Annotated in this window: 20 protein-coding genes; 1 reads left to right on the forward strand and 19 read right to left on the reverse strand. The window is 57.1% G+C overall.

The genetic code is table 11. The features are described from left to right. Positions 1 to 2 precede the first annotated feature (2 nt). The 8 genes from FLZ89_RS00905 to thiD form a co-directional block, all read right to left on the reverse strand. Positions 3 to 923: an ABC transporter ATP-binding protein gene (locus FLZ89_RS00905; protein ID WP_172613376.1), complete on the reverse strand. Its 921-nt coding sequence runs from the start codon at positions 921 to 923 to the stop codon at positions 3 to 5. A gap of 95 nt (positions 924 to 1,018) precedes the next feature. Continuing rightward, positions 1,019 to 2,398, reverse strand: a complete 1,380-nt coding sequence (locus FLZ89_RS00910) for a hypothetical protein (RefSeq protein WP_141264168.1) — start codon at positions 2,396 to 2,398, stop codon at positions 1,019 to 1,021. A gap of 93 nt (positions 2,399 to 2,491) precedes the next feature. Continuing rightward, a complete protein-coding gene (locus FLZ89_RS00915) occupies positions 2,492 to 3,430 on the reverse strand; it encodes an AEC family transporter (RefSeq protein ID WP_253256521.1) in 939 nt (312 codons plus the stop codon). Between the two features lie 10 nt (positions 3,431 to 3,440). Then, a complete protein-coding gene (locus tag FLZ89_RS00920; protein ID WP_141304131.1) occupies positions 3,441 to 4,286 on the reverse strand; it encodes a DNA methyltransferase in 846 nt (281 codons plus the stop codon). Next, complete coding sequence (locus tag FLZ89_RS00925) at positions 4,276 to 4,515, reverse strand: putative signal transducing protein (protein WP_141264165.1); 240 nt, start codon at positions 4,513 to 4,515, stop codon at positions 4,276 to 4,278. Before FLZ89_RS00925 ends, FLZ89_RS00920 begins: the two co-directional genes overlap by 11 nt. A 1-nt stretch (position 4,516) precedes the next feature. After that, positions 4,517 to 5,455 carry an RluA family pseudouridine synthase gene (locus FLZ89_RS00930; RefSeq protein ID WP_253256367.1) on the reverse strand — a complete coding sequence of 313 codons (939 nt, stop codon included), beginning with the start codon at positions 5,453 to 5,455 and terminating at the stop codon, positions 4,517 to 4,519. Next, positions 5,452 to 5,904, reverse strand: a complete 453-nt coding sequence (gene lspA, locus FLZ89_RS00935) for a signal peptidase II (protein WP_141264164.1) — start codon at positions 5,902 to 5,904, stop codon at positions 5,452 to 5,454. The genes FLZ89_RS00930 and lspA overlap by 4 nt, the downstream gene beginning before the upstream one ends. A 2-nt stretch (positions 5,905 to 5,906) precedes the next feature. After that, positions 5,907 to 6,701 (reverse strand): bifunctional hydroxymethylpyrimidine kinase/phosphomethylpyrimidine kinase, encoded by a 795-nt coding sequence (gene thiD, locus FLZ89_RS00940; RefSeq protein ID WP_141264163.1) that lies wholly within the window; start codon positions 6,699 to 6,701, stop codon positions 5,907 to 5,909. 375 nt (positions 6,702 to 7,076) lie between these two features. Between thiD and FLZ89_RS00945 the strand changes: the two genes are divergently transcribed. Then, positions 7,077 to 7,280, forward strand: a complete 204-nt coding sequence (locus FLZ89_RS00945) for a DUF1540 domain-containing protein (RefSeq protein ID WP_172613377.1) — start codon at positions 7,077 to 7,079, stop codon at positions 7,278 to 7,280. Here the strand turns inward: FLZ89_RS00945 and FLZ89_RS00950 are convergent. From FLZ89_RS00950 to pgeF, 11 genes are all read right to left on the reverse strand, one after another. Beyond that, positions 7,277 to 8,026: a TraR/DksA C4-type zinc finger protein gene (locus FLZ89_RS00950; RefSeq protein ID WP_141304132.1), complete on the reverse strand. Its 750-nt coding sequence runs from the start codon at positions 8,024 to 8,026 to the stop codon at positions 7,277 to 7,279. The two genes, FLZ89_RS00945 and FLZ89_RS00950, sit on opposite strands and share 4 nt — an antisense overlap. Before the next feature lie 16 nt (positions 8,027 to 8,042). Further along, the gene (locus FLZ89_RS00955; protein WP_141265199.1) at positions 8,043 to 8,294 is read right to left on the reverse strand and encodes a DUF5665 domain-containing protein; all 252 of its coding nucleotides are present in this window, start codon (positions 8,292 to 8,294) and stop codon (positions 8,043 to 8,045) included. Positions 8,295 to 8,402: 108 nt separating this feature from the next. Further along, positions 8,403 to 9,005, reverse strand: a complete 603-nt coding sequence (pduL, locus tag FLZ89_RS00960) for a phosphate propanoyltransferase (RefSeq protein ID WP_141264160.1) — start codon at positions 9,003 to 9,005, stop codon at positions 8,403 to 8,405. Positions 9,006 to 9,108: 103 nt separating this feature from the next. Next, positions 9,109 to 11,889, reverse strand: a complete 2,781-nt coding sequence (ileS, locus tag FLZ89_RS00965) for an isoleucine--tRNA ligase (RefSeq protein WP_141304133.1) — start codon at positions 11,887 to 11,889, stop codon at positions 9,109 to 9,111. 9 nt (positions 11,890 to 11,898) lie between these two features. After that, positions 11,899 to 12,405, reverse strand: a complete 507-nt coding sequence (locus tag FLZ89_RS00970; protein WP_141264158.1) for a DivIVA domain-containing protein — start codon at positions 12,403 to 12,405, stop codon at positions 11,899 to 11,901. 12 nt (positions 12,406 to 12,417) lie between these two features. Continuing rightward, positions 12,418 to 12,684: a YggT family protein gene (locus FLZ89_RS00975; RefSeq protein WP_141304134.1), complete on the reverse strand. Its 267-nt coding sequence runs from the start codon at positions 12,682 to 12,684 to the stop codon at positions 12,418 to 12,420. A 5-nt stretch (positions 12,685 to 12,689) separates the two neighbouring features. Continuing rightward, on the reverse strand, positions 12,690 to 13,490 hold the full coding sequence (gene proC / locus FLZ89_RS00980) for a pyrroline-5-carboxylate reductase (protein WP_141304135.1): 801 nt from the start codon (positions 13,488 to 13,490) through the stop codon (positions 12,690 to 12,692). An 18-nt stretch (positions 13,491 to 13,508) separates the two neighbouring features. Beyond that, positions 13,509 to 13,952 (reverse strand): cell division protein SepF, encoded by a 444-nt coding sequence (locus FLZ89_RS00985; protein WP_141264155.1) that lies wholly within the window; start codon positions 13,950 to 13,952, stop codon positions 13,509 to 13,511. Positions 13,953 to 13,977: 25 nt separating this feature from the next. Continuing rightward, entirely contained in the window at positions 13,978 to 14,664 is a 687-nt protein-coding gene (locus FLZ89_RS00990) for a YggS family pyridoxal phosphate-dependent enzyme (RefSeq protein WP_141264154.1), read from the reverse strand. 77 nt (positions 14,665 to 14,741) lie between these two features. Continuing rightward, positions 14,742 to 15,713 carry an HlyD family efflux transporter periplasmic adaptor subunit gene (locus FLZ89_RS00995; protein WP_141304136.1) on the reverse strand — a complete coding sequence of 324 codons (972 nt, stop codon included), beginning with the start codon at positions 15,711 to 15,713 and terminating at the stop codon, positions 14,742 to 14,744. A 5-nt stretch (positions 15,714 to 15,718) separates the two neighbouring features. After that, complete coding sequence (gene pgeF, locus FLZ89_RS01000) at positions 15,719 to 16,540, reverse strand: peptidoglycan editing factor PgeF (protein ID WP_141304137.1); 822 nt, start codon at positions 16,538 to 16,540, stop codon at positions 15,719 to 15,721. Positions 16,541 to 16,547: the final 7 nt, after the last annotated feature.

Below are 16,547 nucleotides of genomic sequence, written 5' to 3' on the forward strand. Positions count from 1 at the left end.
TATTAATCCAGGCCCCTCCCGGTTAGCTTAAGGAAAACGTCCTCCAGGGTAGCCGGCCGTAACCTCATGTGACTGAAGTGACCGTTTAAGCCCTGTACCTGCCGCCAGACTTCGCGGCCGTCGCTGGTATATAAATACAGGGTCCGGCCTATGGTCTGGTGGGCCAGGATGCTGCCACCCACCAGGGTTAAAATGGACCCGGCTTCGCCGTCTACCGGTGCCAGTTCCAGGACTTCCCGGCCGACATGGCGCTCGACCAGCTCTCCGGGCGACCCCTCTTCCAGGATTATCCCCCGGTCCATAATGACCAGCCGGTCGCACAGCTGGGCCGCCTCCTCCAGGTAGTGGGTAGTGAGAATTAGGGTTACACCGGCCGCTTTTAGCTGGCGCAATTTCTCCCAGATCATGTGGCGGGCTTCCGGGTCCAGGCCGGTGGTGGGTTCATCTAAAATTAAAAGCTGCGGTTTATTTACCAGGGCCCGGGCAATGGCCAGGCGCCGCTTCATACCCCCGGAAAGGTGCTCGACCTCAATATGGGCCTTTTCCTCCAGGCCGGCAAAGGCCAGGAGTTCCTGGACGCGTTTGTGGGCCTCCCCCCGGGGGATATCGAAATAGCCGGCATAGAGAAGCAGGTTTTCCTTTACTGTTAACTCCGGGTCCAGATTATCCTCCTGGGATACTACCCCCAGCCGGGCCTTAATTTCCCGCGGCCGGCGGCGCACGTCATAGCCCAGCACTTCCAAACTACCCGCAGTCACAGGGGTAAAACAATGGATCATTTTGATGGTGGTGGTTTTTCCAGCGCCGTTGGGTCCCAAAAAGCCGAAGCACTCCCGGGGACTGACCGTAAAATCTATCCCCTTGACAGCCGTAAAACCGTTATATTTCTTTACCAGGCCCCGCGCCCGGACAACATCCGTCAAAGCCAATCCACCCTGCCTCAATAAAAATACCCCGCTTTCGCCGGGGTGAAGGTTTAATAATATTATAAGCCATGATTGCCATTTTTAGCAAGGGCCTAGCGGCTGTAGGCCCTGGCCCGCGTCCTCTCCCGGGGCAGGCTAAAACCGAAGAGAGCCGCCAGGCGTAAGGCCAGGCGCACCGGCCAGAAGGCGAGCTGGCGTTTTAACTCTTGCCGTTCCTTCTGCAGGTCGGCCACCGTCCGTTCCAGGTCTTCATTGGCGATGAGAGTCGTCTGGAGGCGGTATTCCTGCTCCCGCAGCTGTTGCTTCAGGCGCGCCTGTTCGGCCTGGGCATCGCTGACGGTTTTATTGAGGGTTCCCTGGAGCTGCATGAGGCGGGTCTCCAGGTGGCTGACCCTTTTCTTCAAGGTATCCCGCTCAACCCTTAAGTTTACCAGCTGTTCTTCTATCTGGGTGAGCTCCTGGCGCAATTCTTCCTTACGCCGGTGGAGTTTTTCCAGATCGCTTAACAGGTTTTTATTCTCCTGGCGCAGGTCTTCTATTTCCTGGCGCAGCTTTTCTTTTTCTTCATCCTTTTGCTCCACCTGGCGGCCGGCGGCAGCCTTACCGCCGTTAATGAGGCTAAATTCCTTGGGGGCCGGGGTTAACTTTTCTGTTTCCAGAGTGAGGGCGGCGGCTTCGGCCCCGGCGGCTATTTCCTCCCAGGCCGGCGGTTCCACGGTGGCGTTCTTTACCGGCGTAAATTTCGGGGCCGCCGGTGGCGACGCCTTCTCGCCGGTGTGCTTCAGGGGGAATAACTTGTCCCAAAAATCGCCTTCTTTAGCCGCTGGTGCCGGTTTGGCCAGGGGGAGAATCTGCTCGCCGGCCCGGGGCATTTCCACTAACTGGGGACCACTGCCGCCCTTGCCTGGCGCTGTTCTGGTTGGAGATCCCGGAGACTGCGTTTCCTGGCCGTTACCGGTAGGCCCGGCCGCATTTACCGGCTGGAGCGGGGACTTATCTCCCGCCGGCTCCGGTTCGACATAGGCCCAGTGGATGAGGCCCCAGCGGCCGTCTTTTAGCCGCAAGAAACGGCCATCGGCTACCAGCTTTTGTTCTCCCGGTACTTCCGGCTTGCCGGCTTCCTTTAACTCCGCGTTGATTTCACTTAAACGCAGGGCATCTCCATGGGCCTGAAGGACGCGGTGAGCGGCATCGTTTTCCTTCAATCCGTCCAGGCGCAGGCACCACAATCCCTTGCCTTCACTGCGAAAGCAGGGGTTCTTGGTCAAGCAGCGGTTCACGTTTTTCTGGATCTTGGCCAGATTATGGCTGGTCAGCAGGTGCTGCTGCGCTTCCTGGACTAGCTCGTCCATCGATTGGGGCGAGTACTCGAATAAACGTAATTTAAGCAGGTCGGTAAGGGAATCCAGTTTTCCTGTTACTTTAACTTTAGTTATCTTGGGAGCCGGGGCATTTTTAGGTTTTTTGGCCACGGGTGTCACCTCTTCCAGTTTTTAGTATTAACCATTATTTAACTGGTAATATATGACACCCATGCTGGATTTTCCTGCCAGAAAAATGGAACTTTATGTCAATATATGGTAATTTAACAACCAGGCCCAGAGAGGGATGGTTAACAGGGAAACCAGGGTGGTAGCCACCACCCCTTCGGAGATCAGGTTGTAATCGCCGTCATACTTCCGCGCCACAGCCGGGGCAATGGCAGCTGCTGGCATGGCCATCTCCATAATCACCAGCAGGCGGACATTCTTATCCCAGCCCGGGACAAGGAACATGGCCCCTAGGGCCAGGAGGGGTAAGATTATCAACCTGACTGCCACTATAAGGTAAACTATCTTTTTGCCGGCCAGGGTACGGATAGGAGATTCGGCCAGCATGGAACCCACCAGGAAGAGGGCCAGGGGTATGGTAGCCTGGCCCAGCCCATCCAGGGGACGGAAAATAAGGGGCGGCAGCTGGAAATGGAAGAGGGCCAGGACCAGGCCCAGGATAATGGCCAGGACATTGATGTTCAAAATCTGGCGCCAGTCGAGGCCTTTGTGTTCCTGGTGATCCTGCATTAACCAGACACCTAAAGTCCAGAAGAGGACATTGTGGCCCAGGGCATACATGGCTGCATAAAAGACCCCCAGCTGGCCCCAGAGAATGTAGGCCACCGGGAAGCCCAGGTAGGCCACATTGCCGAAGGCGGTGGTAAAGCGAAAGGCATAATTGGTCTTCATCGGCAGGCGCAGCCAGGCCCCTGCCAGGGCGCACAAGGCGTAGGATCCAAGGACCAGTACCACAGCGGCGGCCAGGATCAGAAAGGCGTTTGTTAATTCCTGGCCGGAAACCTTGAGGTTCATGGAGGTGATGGTAAGGGCAGGCATGGTAAAGTAAAAAATAATGTCAGAAATGACTTTGTCGCCCTGGGCGGTTAAAATCTTACGCTGGCGCCCCAGGAAACCCAAAAGGACATAGAAAAACAGGGCACCCACCTGGGCCCCGACAGCCAGTAGTTGCATCAACTTTGCTTCATTCCTTCCGCAAGATAAGGATGTTCTGGTGGGTGATATTGGGTACGAAGACTGATTTTATAGCATAGGGCTTAAGGTGGCGGCGGGTGGCCTTGTTGGACCAGATCTTCAGCCCTTTAAATTTGAAACCGATCTCACGCATGGCCTGGGCCACTAAAAAGCCCAATGGAACATATTCTCCCTGCTGGTAACGATCCCCCACCAGCATGACCAGGTAGCGGCCGGGCATGAGTACCCGCCGGATCTCCTGCCCGATTTCCTGCAGGCGCCCCAGGAAACTGGGCAGGTCAGGGGCCCGGCCCAGGTCATTTTCCAGCCAAGGAGAAAGCATATTAAAGTTGGTCTCCTTACTGAAGCCTGTAGCGCCATGGTTAATCCCGTAAGGAGGATCGGTAATTACCACCGGAACAGATGCGGAGGGTAATTCCTTTAGCAGGGACAGACAGTCGCCCTCGCGCATTTCCCCGGTCAGGGGTTCCCCACCGGCAACCGCCTCTTCCCGGCGACAGATAACCCCATTCGCAATGATAAAATCGCTCTGGATGGCCCGGTAGATGGCTACCCAGCGGGGGTCGAGTTCAAAACCAAGACTCGGCCGCCCGGCCAGGGCCGCCCCCAGGAGGGTTCCCCCCACGCCGGCAAAGGGGTCCAGGACGAGTTCATCTTTTTTAGTAAAAAAACGGATAATTTCCGCCATGACCTCCGGTGGCTTCATAGCCCCGTGTTGTTTGCGTAAAGGATGGGTAGCATCGGGGGGATAGGTGGTAATGTAGAGGGTGTCGGTCCAGTACAGCCATTCCCGGCCGTCGAGGTCGTTGAGGCGGTTCTGATGTTTACCGGTCATGGGCTGCTTCACCCCGGAATCTTGCCGCCAGGATGTCCCGCGCCTGCCCGGCAGCCCCCGCCGGCACCTGAACCTGGACCAGCCCCAGGGGGCCTATATTTAAACCGTAAATGTTTCCCAAGGGCTCTCCCAGCAGGCGCACCGGCAGGCCGGCGGCCGCCAGTAAACCCTGGATCATCAGGGCTTCTACCCTCTCCTTCACGGCCACAGTAACCCATCCGTCAGGCATCTTATCTACCCTCTCCCCTTTTCTCCCGCCTTAAGTTTTCCAGAACCCGTAAAAAAATCGGCGGCGGCGGTGCCGTAAACTCCAGGTAATCGCCTCGTACGGGGTGGTTAAAACCCAGGCAACCGGCATGCAGGAGTTGCCCCGGCAGGTCAAAGGGGCAGCAGCGGGGGCCGTACTTGGGGTCACCTACCACCGGATGACCCAGGAAGGCCATGTGCACCCGGATCTGGTGGGTGCGCCCCGTCTCCAGTCGCGCCTCCAGCAAAGTATACCGGTCAAACTGCTCTAGAACCCGGTAATGGGTGATGGCCTCCCGGGAATTTTTGTCAGTAACCGCCATGCGCTGCCGGTCGACAGGGTGCCGGCCAATGGGCGCCTCAATACGGCCGCGGGGCTCGGTTACTACCCCGTGGACCAGGGCCAGATAAACCCTTTTCATGCTATGGGCCTTGACCTGGGCCGCCAGGCCCAGGTGGGCCGCATCATTTTTAGCTGCCACCAGGATGCCGGAGGTATCTTTATCCAGGCGGTGGACTATGCCCGGCCGCAGGACGCCGTTTATACCCGACAGATCACCACAGTGGTACAATAAGGCATTGACCAGGGTGCCATGTTCATTGCCGGGAGCCGGGTGGACGACCATGCCCTGGGGCTTGTTGACGACAATAACATCCTCATCTTCGTACAGGATGTCCAGGGGGATGGGTTCAGGTCTTACCTCCAGCCGCACCGGCTCCGGCAGGTTGACCTGGATTTTTTCCTCACCCCGCAGGCGGTAATTGGCTTTCGGCCTTCCCCCTCCGGAGAAAGCAACCTCGCCGGCATACAGCAGTTGCTGGACGCGGGAACGGGATACCCCTTCCAGCTTCCCGGCCAGCCAGGAATCCAGCCGCTTTCCCCTGTCTTCCGGGGTGACTTCCAGCTCTATGCGACGGCTCACAGGCTCTTCCCCTGTTCACCTGCCGGCCCCAAAAGTTCCCAGCAGAGGAGAATAACGCCGCCAACGATAGCCATGTCAGCCAGGTTAAAAACCGGCCAGATGCGGAAATCAAGGAAGTCAACTACATAACCAAAGCGCAGGCGGTCAATGAGGTTACCCAGGGCGCCGCCCAGCATCAGGGCCAGGGCCAGGCGCAAGAGGATGCGGTCCGGAGGCAGGAAGCGGTAGGCCACCAGGATGACAACCGCCACCAGCAGGGTCACGGTCACAAAAACCGGTGTTTTATAGGCCAGGAGGCCAAAGGCCGCCCCGGGATTATTGACGTAAGTTAAATGAAAAACTGAATTGATTACCGGCAGGCTCTCATTGGGCTGGAAATTGACCCGGATAATATACTTGCTCAACTGGTCAATGCCCAGGACCAGAGCTACCAGCAACAAAAAGGGCACGCTCAATCCCCCCAGGAATAATAAGGTGCCAGGTGGTGTACCGGCCCGCAGCCCTGACCTACGGCAAGGGCCTGGCTGATGGCCGTCTGGATATACTCCTTGGCCGCCGCTACCGCTGCGGGTACCGTCAAACCCCGGGCCAGGAAAGCGGTGATGGCTGCCGACAGGGTACAGCCCGTCCCGTGAGTGTGGCGGTTATCCAGGCGGGGAGCGGAAAAACGCCGGACTTCCCGGCCGTCAAAGAGAATATCAGTTGCCGCACCGGCCAGGTGCCCTCCCTTTACTAAAACATAGGGTACGCCCTGGTCATGTAACTCCCGGGCTGCAGCTACCATCTCATCTTCACTGCTAATCTCGCGCCCCGTGAGAACGCCGGCTTCATCCAGGTTAGGGGTAATGACCAGGGCCAGGGGAAACAGTTTTTTCTGCAAAACCTGGCGCGCTTCCCGGGCCAGCAGGAGATCGCCGCTCTTGGCCACCATTACCGGGTCAATGACCAGATTCTTTATTCCGTACTCTTTAACCTTGGCAGCTACGACTTCGATAATACCGGCATTGGCCAGCATCCCGGTTTTGGCGGCATCCGCACCGATATCGCTTAAAACGGCATCCATCTGCCGGCCGACAAATTCCGGCGGCAGGTCGAAGGTCCCCTGCACCCCCAAGGTATTCTGTGCCGTCACAGAAGTGATCACACTGGAACCGTAAACTTTGAGGGCGGCAAAGGTCTTCAAGTCGGCCTGAATACCGGCTCCGCCCCCGGAATCGGATCCGGCAATGGTCAAAGCCTTGTGCATAAACTTCTCCCCCATTCTCTAGTTCTCTATCATACCACGTCAGCCGTTATGGGTAAACTACTTTTGAGGGGTGGCTTTTGTCTGGAGCGAGCGAGCTTCTACCGAGTGGCGAAGCAGCCCAGGCGAAGCTCCAGGGATGATAAGCGGGGCCGAGGACAAAGAGGCCTTCGGCCGAGTTCTAAAGGCAAGGATGCCGAATAGGCGGCCCAGCACTCACAGTAACCAAGTTACAGCAACCAGTTCTTTGGTTTTTGCAGTCGCACTACCTTTGGAGGTACCTGAGTTTAGTGAGTGCTGGGCGCTCCACAAGGGCACAGGTAGCGAGCGAGACAATGCCAGCCTGCGATAGAGTTATTTTCGGAGGAGGGATTTACTTTGCTCCGCATATACTGTGAGGTAGATATCTGCGTCCACCACGATGGGGCCGGTTTCTGCAAGCTGGAGACCATTCACATCACCAGGAACGGCCTGGATACCAACTGCGGCGATTTTCAACGATTGCTGCCGGAAAAGGATACCACCACCGTCTTTTCCTTTGGCAAGGCCAATGATACCCTGGAAACTATACCCTATGACTAACTATCTATTTCGTCTCCATCACGCACCACCCGGTCCCAGCCAGCATCGCCAATTGCCTTTTCCTCCGGAGACCCTTCATCATCAATGTAGGCCCCGGTATCTTCATAAAACATACCTTCGGCACCCTTAAAATAGGGGATGCCTTCTACCGGCTCAACATAGCCCTGGTCTTCATCCAGATCCAGAGGGCCGAAGTAGGCGCCGCTACGGGATTCGGAGGCGTGTTCAATAGTTTGGGCCAGGTCCTGCCAGGTATCTTCCCCATCATACATGAGGGCTTCCTCCTCGTCCGGGTGCTTTTGATAGGGATCGGAGACCTGGCCGCCAAAGGGAGGCAGGATAACCTGCTCCTCGATGGGCCGATGGTTGATGTCTCCTGCCCCTTCCATTTTTTTACGACACTCCAGACACAGGGTTGTCTCGGGTATGGCCTCCAGCCGTTCCCGGGGTATCTCCCGACCGCACACCCGGCAGTAGCCGTAGGTCCCATCCTGGATGCTTTCCAGGGCATCGTCTATCTTTTGCAGCTGGATACGGGCGTTATCCCTCAAAGCCAGGTCTTTGCCGCGCTCGAATTCCTCACTGCCGAGATCCCCGGGGTGGTTATCGTAACGGGACAGTTCCTGGGTGGACTCCAGCAGGGGCTCCCGCAATCCCCCGCTGTTAAAGGAATCTATTTGTTCCTGCAGCTTTTTCTTTTCTTCCAGCAATTTCCTGCGAAAATGCTTTAAGGATTTTGCATCCATATGAAAGCCTCCCAGTTTAATAAACCTCCTGCTGGACCATGCGGACAATTTCCGCAATGAGTTTACCGATGACCGGAAGGTTGAGCAGGGCCAGCTCGCGGATGATATAGATCACAATGGCGCCCAGGATGGCAAAACCCACAGCTATACCCAGGCCCCTGGCTACCCCGGCGGCAAAGTTGAGGTACAGGAGCCGCCAGGGCCGGCGGTAGAGTTCTATCCACTCGGCGATGCTGGCTTTTTCTATGGCGGTTATTAATTGCTGCATCTTTTCGGCCAGAAAAACGGCTGTCTTTTCATTATCAACCAATAGGGTTTACTCCTCCTAAAAAACTCCTTTATAGCTTTCCCCGTACCCAAAATAAAAAATCCTGCTTCAAGGACGCAGGATTTTGACTTTATCGCCGCCGGACAGCAGGGCGGCATTGGCTTCGTCGGTATCCAGGTGCAGCTCCAGGCGGTAGTGGGGGCTGGTCCGGATAATAACGTTATCTAAGATCATGCCCCTTATCCCGGGCACCCAAACCCGGACCAGCTGGTCGTCATGGAGGTGGAGGGCCCTGGCCCGGTCTTCTTCCATATGGATGTGGCGGGCGGCCAGAATGACCCCCCGGCGCAGGTTGATGGCGCCGGCCGGACCGACCACAGCTATGCCGGGCGTATCAGCCAGGTCGCCGGATTCCCTTACTGGCGGCTTTAATCCCAGGCGGAAACCGTCGGTCATAGCTATTTCCACCTGGGAGTAAGGCCGGACCGGACCTAAAACCCGTACACCCTCCAGAACGCCGCGCGGGCCGACGATGGTAACTGTTTCCCTGGCGGCAAATTCCCCCCGCTGGCTGAGCTCCCGGTACAATGTCAGTTCATAACCGGGTCCAAAAAGGGCCTCGAGATCCTCCCGGCAGAGATGGATATGGCGGCCGGAAACCCCCACCGGAACTTCCACGGGCAAAAAGTCTTCTGCCTGGAATAGCCTCACCGTCCCTGCCCTTCCTTTCCTCTATTACTTCTGCCTCGATCTTTGGGCAGCAAGTTAACCGCTTTTTTAGTATAGCCAGTTCTTCTGTTTTTATGGCTGTATTTTAAGCCTGGCGCAAAACGGCTGCACAGCGCTCGCACAGAGTGGGATGATCGCTATCCCGGCCTACGGTGGAGCTGACCATCCAGCAGCGTTCACATTTTTCACCGGGAGCTTTCTCGACCACGACCTTGAGTTCGGGCAGGTCTTCGGCGGCAAAGGCCGTGGCCGGAGCTTCTTCTCCCGGAGCGTGCAAAACGGCCTGGGAAACAATGAAAATGGTCGCCAGCTCCCCCTCCAGGGACTGGAGGAACCGGTACAACCCGGAATCAGAGTAAAGGTGGACGGCGGCATTTAAGGAATTGCCCAGGCCCTGCTCCTGGCGGGCTCTTTCCAGGGCGCGGGTAACAACATCGCGTACCTGCAAAATCTTATCCCACCGGGCCTGCAGCTCGTCATCCAGGAATGCATCCTGCACCTGCGGCCAGCCGGCCAGCTGGACACTGATGGGCTTGCCGGGGGTTGCCGGCAGATAACGCCAGATTTCTTCCGTGGTAAAGGCGAGTATCGGCGTTAACAGTCGTACCAGCACGTTAATGGTTTCATAAAGGACCGTCTGGGCCGAACGCCGCCCTTTTGAGGCGGCCGGCCAGGTATAGAGGCGGTCCTTGATGATATCCAGGTAAATAGCACTTAAATCTACGGCACAGAAATTGTGGATGATATGGTAGACCACGTGGAACTCATAATCTTCATAGGCTTGCGTGACCCTGGCCACCAGGCGCTGGAGTTTATCCATTATCCAGCGGTCTATTTCCAGCATTTCCTCCCGGCTTACCTTATCTTTTCCGGGATCAAAGTCGTAAAGGTTGGCCAGCAGGAACCGGCAGGTATTGCGGATTTTACGGTAAGCCTCGGTCAGCTGCTGCATGATGCCGGGTGATGCAGCTACATCCCGCCGGTAATCGGCCGAAGCCACCCACAGACGCAGGACATCGGCCCCCTTTTCCCGGATGACATCCGCCGGGTCGATGCCGTTACCGAGGGATTTGGACATCTTGCGTCCTTCCTCATCTACCAGGAAACCATGGGTCAGAACCTGGCGGTAAGGAGCCCGGCCCCGGGTGGCCACTGCCGTCGACAGGGAGGAGTTAAACCAACCCCGGTGCTGGTCACTGCCCTCCAGGTACAGGTCAGCCGGCCAGCCCAGTTCCGGCCTGGTGGTGAGCACGGCGGCGTGGCTGGAACCGGAATCAAACCATACGTCCATGATATCCGTTTCCTTGCGGAATTTACGGCCACCGCAGGCAGGGCATTTCAACCCTTCCGGCACCAGCTCCTGCGCCTCCCGGGCAAACCACACATTGGAACCGAATTCCCGGAAAAGTTTCTGTAGATGGCTGATAGTGGCGTCGTTGATAATTTCTTTGCCGCAGTCTACGCAGTAAAAGATAGGAATGGGTACGCCCCAGGTCCGCTGGCGGGAGATACACCAATCGCTGCGCTCGGCCACCATGTTGTAAATACGTTCTTCGCCCCAGGCCGGAATCCACTTTACTTCTTTAATGGCAGCCAGGGCCTGCTGGCGGAAACCGTCAATGGAAGCAAACCACTGCTCCGTGGCCCGGAAGATAACAGGATGCTTGCAGCGCCAGCAATGGGGGTACTGGTGCTTGATAAAGGCGAAATGCAACAGCGCCCCCCTGGCTTCCAGCTCCTTGACCACAGCTTTATTGCCATCTTCAATGAACAGGCCGGCAAACTGGCCGGCTTCCGGGGTAAAGTGGCCCCGGTCGTCCAGGGGCGAGAGCACCGGCAGGTTATAGCGCATGCCTACTTCGTAGTCCTCTAGGCCATGCCCGGGGGCCGTGTGGACGCAGCCGGTGCCCTGTTCGAGGGTAACGTGTTCCCCCAGGATAACGACCGAATCCCTATCCATAAGGGGATTGCGACAGACGACCCCTTCCAGTTCGGCACCGGTGAAGGCAGCCACCACCTGGTAATCTTTAATTGCCAGCAATTCAAATACCTGGCGGTAAAGCTCCTCTGCCATGAGGTAACGTTCATCCCCCACCTGGACCAGGACGTACTTGAATTCCGGGTGCAGGGCAATGGCTACATTGGCCGGTAGGGTCCATGGCGTTGTCGTCCAGATGACGACAGAGCTTCCCTCCGCCTCAAAAAGGCCGCGGGCATCGATTACGGGGAATTTGACATAAATAGAGGGCGAACGCTTCTCGCCGTATTCGACTTCGGCTTCGGCCAGGGCCGTTTCGCAATCGGTGCACCAGTAGACCGGCTTAAGCCCCTTATAGATATAACCTTTTTTGGCCATCTCCCCAAAGACGCCGATCTGGATGGCCTCGTATTCCGGCTCCAGGGTAAGATAGGGGTGTTCCCAGTCGCCCCGGACGCCCAGGCGTTTGAATTCCTCCCGCTGGATGTTGACGTACTTTAAAGCGTAATCGCGACAGCGGTTGCGGAACTCTACGACATCAATGGCCCGACGGTTGAGCCCCAGGTCTTTAATGGCCTGCTGCTCAATGGGCAGGCCGTGGGTATCCCATCCCGGGACATAGGGCGCATCGTAGCCGTTCATGGAATGATATTTAACGATGATGTCTTTGAGGATTTTATTTAAAGTATGCCCCAGATGAATATGGCCGTTGGCATAGGGCGGCCCGTCATGGAGAATAAATTTGGGTTTGCCTTTGTTGGCTTCCTGTACCTGTCGGTAAATATCTTGTTCTTCCCAGAATTTGAGGATCTCCGGCTCCCGCTGGGGCAAGTTGGCCCGCATGGGAAAATCGGTCCGCGGAAGATTCAAGGTTTTGCTATAATCCACTTAACGTCGTCACTCCTTAAACTCTTCAAAAATAGTTTCCTCGCCCGGTTGGCTATCAGCAACAGTAGAAGCTGCTGCCTCCTCAGCGGCCAGGAGTTCCAGCTGGGCCTGAAGGAAAGAACGCAGTCGCGTTTTAAAGGCTGCGGCCATAGCTTCCAGGTCGCTCCGGTAGCGCTCGGCCTTTTCCACCTGCAGCCGGGCCTGGTTTAAAATCTCCCTAGCTTTATTCTCCGCCTCCTGGACAATGAGGCCGGCTTCCCGCTGGGCGTTCTGGCGCATCTCATCGGCCGTTTGCTGGGCCATGATCAGGGCATCTTTAAGGGTTTGCTCCAGTTTGTTATAGCGCTCCAGTTCCTCCGCCAGGCGCAGGTTTTTCTCCCGTAACTCCTGGTTTTCCCGGTAAACCTGGCCGTAGTCCCGCAAGACCTGTTCCAGGAATTCATCGACCTCTTCGCAGCTGTAGCCGCGAAAGGAGCGGTGGAATTCTTTTTTGTTGATGTCCAGCGGCGTCAGCACTGTATCCCCCTCCTATCCCAGGTGCAGAATAAAACTGATGAGCAAGCGTTCTACCAGCTGTAAAACCAGGACCGCTATTATAGGGGAAAAGTCAATGGGGATACTGGTACGCGGCATGAGGCGGCGAAAGGGGGCCAGGACCGGTTCTGTAACTTCGTAGATAAAGCGCATAACAGGATGATAGGGGTCATGGGGAAACCAGGATATGAGGATACGGGCAATAATCAGCCAATTTAGTACTTCAAAGGCAGTTCGGATTAGCAGTAATAAAATTTGCATGAACTCTACTCCTTACTTAAGCTCTCGGCGCGCAAGGTGGCTGCCTCTACCGCCCGGATAATGGCTCCCCGCACACCCCGGTCTTCCAGAACAGTCAGGCCGGCAATAGTGGTCCCCGCCGGCGAAGTCACTTTATCCTTCAGAACCCCCGGATGCTCGCCGGTGGCCAGTACCATCCGCGCCGCTCCCAGGACGGTCTGGGCCGCCAGCTCTAAAGCCACCGACCGGGCAAGTCCCTGGCGCACGCCACCGTCGGCCAGGGCTTCAATAAGCATATAAATATAGGCCGGCCCGCTGCCGCTTAAACCGGTGACGGCATTGAGCTGTTCCTCCGGTAAAACTATAGCCCGGCCGACGGAGCGGAAAATGGCCAGAGCCTTCTCCAGAGCTTCCGGCTGCACAAATTTGTTGGCCGCCAGGGCAGTCATGCCCTCCCCTACCAGGGCGGGGGTATTAGGTACCACCCGCACTATCGGCACTTCCCCAAGGTAAGAGGCCAGCCTGGCTAGGGTAACGCCGGCAATGATCGATATTACCAGTTTTTCCTTTCCGACTATAAGGCCACCCAGGGCCTCCTTCACGTTTTGTGGTTTGACAGCCAGGATAAGAATATCCGCCCTTGCTGCCAGCTCTTCCCTGCCGACCACGGTCTGCAGGCCATAAGTACCCTCCAGTTCCTGCAGCCTTTCCCGCCGGATGTCCCAGGCCAGGATCCTTGCCGCAGGTATCTGGCGGCTCTGCAACAGGCCGCGAATCAGGGCCTCCCCCATGGCGCCGGCACCCAGAAAGCCAATATTACCCTCCATAACATTTAATCCTCCCTGCTATTTACGGCCAGCTGCTTCCAACCAGCTGATACCGCCCGCCACCTGTTCTTCCAGGTCACCGCTCAAATCAATATTGCTGGAAGTAAATAAAAAGATGCCGCTCGTTACCCGGCGCACCCGTCCCCCCAGGGCATAGGTAGCCCCGCTTAGAAAGTCGACAATCCGCCGCGCCTCGTCAACCGGCAGGGCTTCGACATTGACAATTACCGGCCGGTAGTTTTTCAAGTTTTCCGCCAGAGCTGCCGCCTGGTCAAAGGACTGGGGCCGGGCAATTACCAAGCGTAAAGTTTGGCGCGCCGTCGGCAAGCTTACCAGTTTAGCTTTACCGGGGCTAGATGGGGCCGGGGGCAATTCCCATTCCTTGACCTGATTGTATGTGCCCTGGGAACCTTCTTCGTGGCCGTAACCCAGCCAGTTAAGTAAACTATCCCAAAAGGCCATATCCCTCACCTCCGCCGCAGATTAATTATACCCGGGCGCCAAAGATGGCCGTGCCTATTCGCACCATGTTGGCTCCTTCTTCAATGGCTACTTCAAAATCGTTGGTCATACCCATGGAAAGGTAACGCATGTCTACTCCCGGCAGGTGCAGGGCTTCCACCTCCCGCCGTAAGCCTGCCAGTCGGCGAAAAACCGGCCGCACCTCTTCGGCATCATCTACCAGGGGAGCTACCGTCATCAGGCCCAGGACGTGCAGGCCGGTAAACCCTGTGAGCTCCCGGATGAAAGGGATTACCGCCTCGGGTGCCAGGCCGAATTTACTCTCCTCGCCGGCCACATTAACCTCCACGAGGATGTTAACCCGGCGACCGGCAACCGCGGCCCGCCTGTCCAGTTCCCGGGCTAGTTCCAGGCTGTCGACCGAATGGATCAGGGTTACCTTATCCCATACCTGGCGGGCTTTATTGCGCTGGAGATGACCGATGAGGTGCCAGCTGACACCGCTTATGTAGGGCTGCTTGGCCAGGAGTTCCTGGACCCGGTTTTCTCCCAGGTCTTTGAGGCCCAAACTTACGGCCTCCTGGATACGTTCCGGGGAAATGGTTTTGGTCACCGCCACCAGGGTTATCTCTTCCGGCTGCCGCCCGCTGCGACGGGCGGCAGCGGCTATCCTTTCCCGTACCAAAGCGATATTTTCTGCCAGGTTGACCATCTTTTTTCCTCCGTCAATCCTCTTTAATTTCTACATCTTTATAATGAATCCTGCTGAACTGGCGAAATGTAACACCGCTACTTTACCAGCCACCGGGCCAGACCCGGGTTGACAATGACTTCCGCGCCGGCTTCCAGGTTCTGGGCGGCTACCCTATCCCCTACCCGACCTGTAATGGTAACTGGCTGCCATTTGATTCCCCGCGCTGCCAGAAGGTAGACCCCCTTTGCCCCTCCCGGCCCGTTAATCAAAGCAGCCGCAGGTAATATTGTGCCCCGGTAACGGTTTAATACCACAGCTACTTCCAGCCGACGGGGGGTCAGCCAGCGCTCATCCCAGGAAGTGATAGTCATGAGAACGGCCTTTTGCTCACCTTCATCCTGCAACCGGGTAATGCTGGCTCGCACCTCGTCCCCGTCCCCCGGCAGTTTAAGAGTTACTCTTTTGCCAGCCTGCCAGCCAGGTGGAAACTCTTCCAGGGGGGCATATACTACCAGGGGAGCCAGGTTATTGACCAGACGGCCAACGGCCGTACCGGCTTTCACCTGACCCCCAGCCGTCACCGGGGCGGCTAGTTCCACCAGGCGCTTTAGTTCCTGATATTGTATATTGCCAATGGTGGCGGGCTGGATGGCCTTTTCCAGGCCATCGGTTTGGTAGGAAACCTGGCCGGGAAAGGGGGCTTCGATTTCCAGGGTTTCCTGCCCCGGCGGAGTGGAGGCTACTGGCAATATCCGGGCAATGGTAGCTCCCACCGGGACCCGTTCCCCTTCGGGGACTACCGGGACCAGGGTTCCTGTCGCCGGGGCTATCAGAACTTGCTCTTCCCTGGCAATAAAAACCTCCAGAGAGAGATTGTCCTCCAGGACGCCGTAATCAACTCGTTCGACCTTTAAAAGGTGCCAGGCAATAGCTTGGAAGGCCTCCTTAAAACCCGACCAGGCCACAAGGGTAAAAAGAAGCAAGCCCAGTACCGGCAAGATAATACGCCTCCACCGCCGGCGCTGCCGCGGCCGGGCCGGGAGGCCTGGACTGTAAGCTGTCTTCATAGTATCTACCTCAAGAGGGATAATAAAGCCGCCTGGCGCCCGGTGGGGCCACCGGCCGCCCGGTAAGAGAAAAAAGCATCTGCCTGGCAGCAGGTACAGAGACCGGCTATGGCAATATGTTCCGGCTTTAGTCCGGCGGCCAGGAGTTCCAGAAAATTGGCCCGGGGAAGGTCCAGGCGGTAGTGGCCGGGTCCATCCGGGATTAAAACTTCAGCGGCCCAGGGGAGGTGCTCCCTGACCGCATCAGCCACCCGCGTATCTACCTGGTAGCAACAGGGCCCTACGGCCGGCCCGATGGCTGCCAGGAGGTCAGCCGGGTTGCTGTTAAATTCAGTTGCCATCCTGGCCACCACCTTGCTCCCCACCTGTAAAACTGTCCCTTTCCAGCCCGCGTGGGCCAGGCCGATAACACCCTTTACCGGGTCAACAAAGTAAAGGGGAACGCAGTCGGCATAAAAGCCAACCAGGGTAATCCCCGGTGCAGCCGTCACCAGGGCATCAACACCCGGCAGGGCCGCCGCCAGTTCCACGGCACCCCGACCGGCGTCCTGCCGGGCCACCAGGGCCACCTTGTTGCCGTGGACCTGCTCACCGACAACCCAGCCCTCCAGGGGCAGGTCCAGGACCCCTGCCAGCCTTCGCCTGTTGACCAGCACTGCTGCCGGTTCATCGCCAACATGCAAGCCCAGGTTCAAGCTGCTATAGGGCGGCTGGCTGACACCACCGGCACGACTGCTATAAAAAGCCTTCACCGGCGCCTGCTCTTCTAAAAAGGCAACCCGCCAGTAACCGATTCCTTCCCTGTTCTCCCTGATAAAGGGCGCCAAAAGAATC

This window comes from Moorella sp. E306M, from assembly GCF_006538385.1.
GTDB lineage: Bacteria > Bacillota > DSM-521 > Neomoorellales > Neomoorellaceae > Neomoorella.

Excerpts from the sequence above, each read along its gene's own strand:
- FLZ89_RS00915 (WP_253256521.1), bottom strand. The coding sequence starts at position 3,430 with ATGCAACTACTGGCTGTCGGGGCCCAGGTGGGTGCCCTGTTTTTCTAT.
- FLZ89_RS00920 (WP_141304131.1), bottom strand. The coding sequence starts at position 4,286 with ATGACCGGTAAACATCAGAACCGCCTCAACGACCTCGACGGCCGGGAA.
- FLZ89_RS00925 (WP_141264165.1), bottom strand. The coding sequence starts at position 4,515 with ATGCCTGACGGATGGGTTACTGTGGCCGTGAAGGAGAGGGTAGAAGCC.
- thiD (WP_141264163.1), bottom strand. The coding sequence starts at position 6,701 with ATGCACAAGGCTTTGACCATTGCCGGATCCGATTCCGGGGGCGGAGCC.
- FLZ89_RS00950 (WP_141304132.1), bottom strand. The coding sequence starts at position 8,026 with ATGGATGCAAAATCCTTAAAGCATTTTCGCAGGAAATTGCTGGAAGAA.
- FLZ89_RS00955 (WP_141265199.1), bottom strand. The coding sequence starts at position 8,294 with ATGCAGCAATTAATAACCGCCATAGAAAAAGCCAGCATCGCCGAGTGG.
- FLZ89_RS00975 (WP_141304134.1), bottom strand. The coding sequence starts at position 12,684 with ATGCAAATTTTATTACTGCTAATCCGAACTGCCTTTGAAGTACTAAAT.
- proC (WP_141304135.1), bottom strand. The coding sequence starts at position 13,490 with ATGGAGGGTAATATTGGCTTTCTGGGTGCCGGCGCCATGGGGGAGGCC.
- FLZ89_RS00985 (WP_141264155.1), bottom strand. The coding sequence starts at position 13,952 with ATGGCCTTTTGGGATAGTTTACTTAACTGGCTGGGTTACGGCCACGAA.
- FLZ89_RS00990 (WP_141264154.1), bottom strand. The coding sequence starts at position 14,664 with ATGGTCAACCTGGCAGAAAATATCGCTTTGGTACGGGAAAGGATAGCC.
- FLZ89_RS00995 (WP_141304136.1), bottom strand. The coding sequence starts at position 15,713 with ATGAAGACAGCTTACAGTCCAGGCCTCCCGGCCCGGCCGCGGCAGCGC.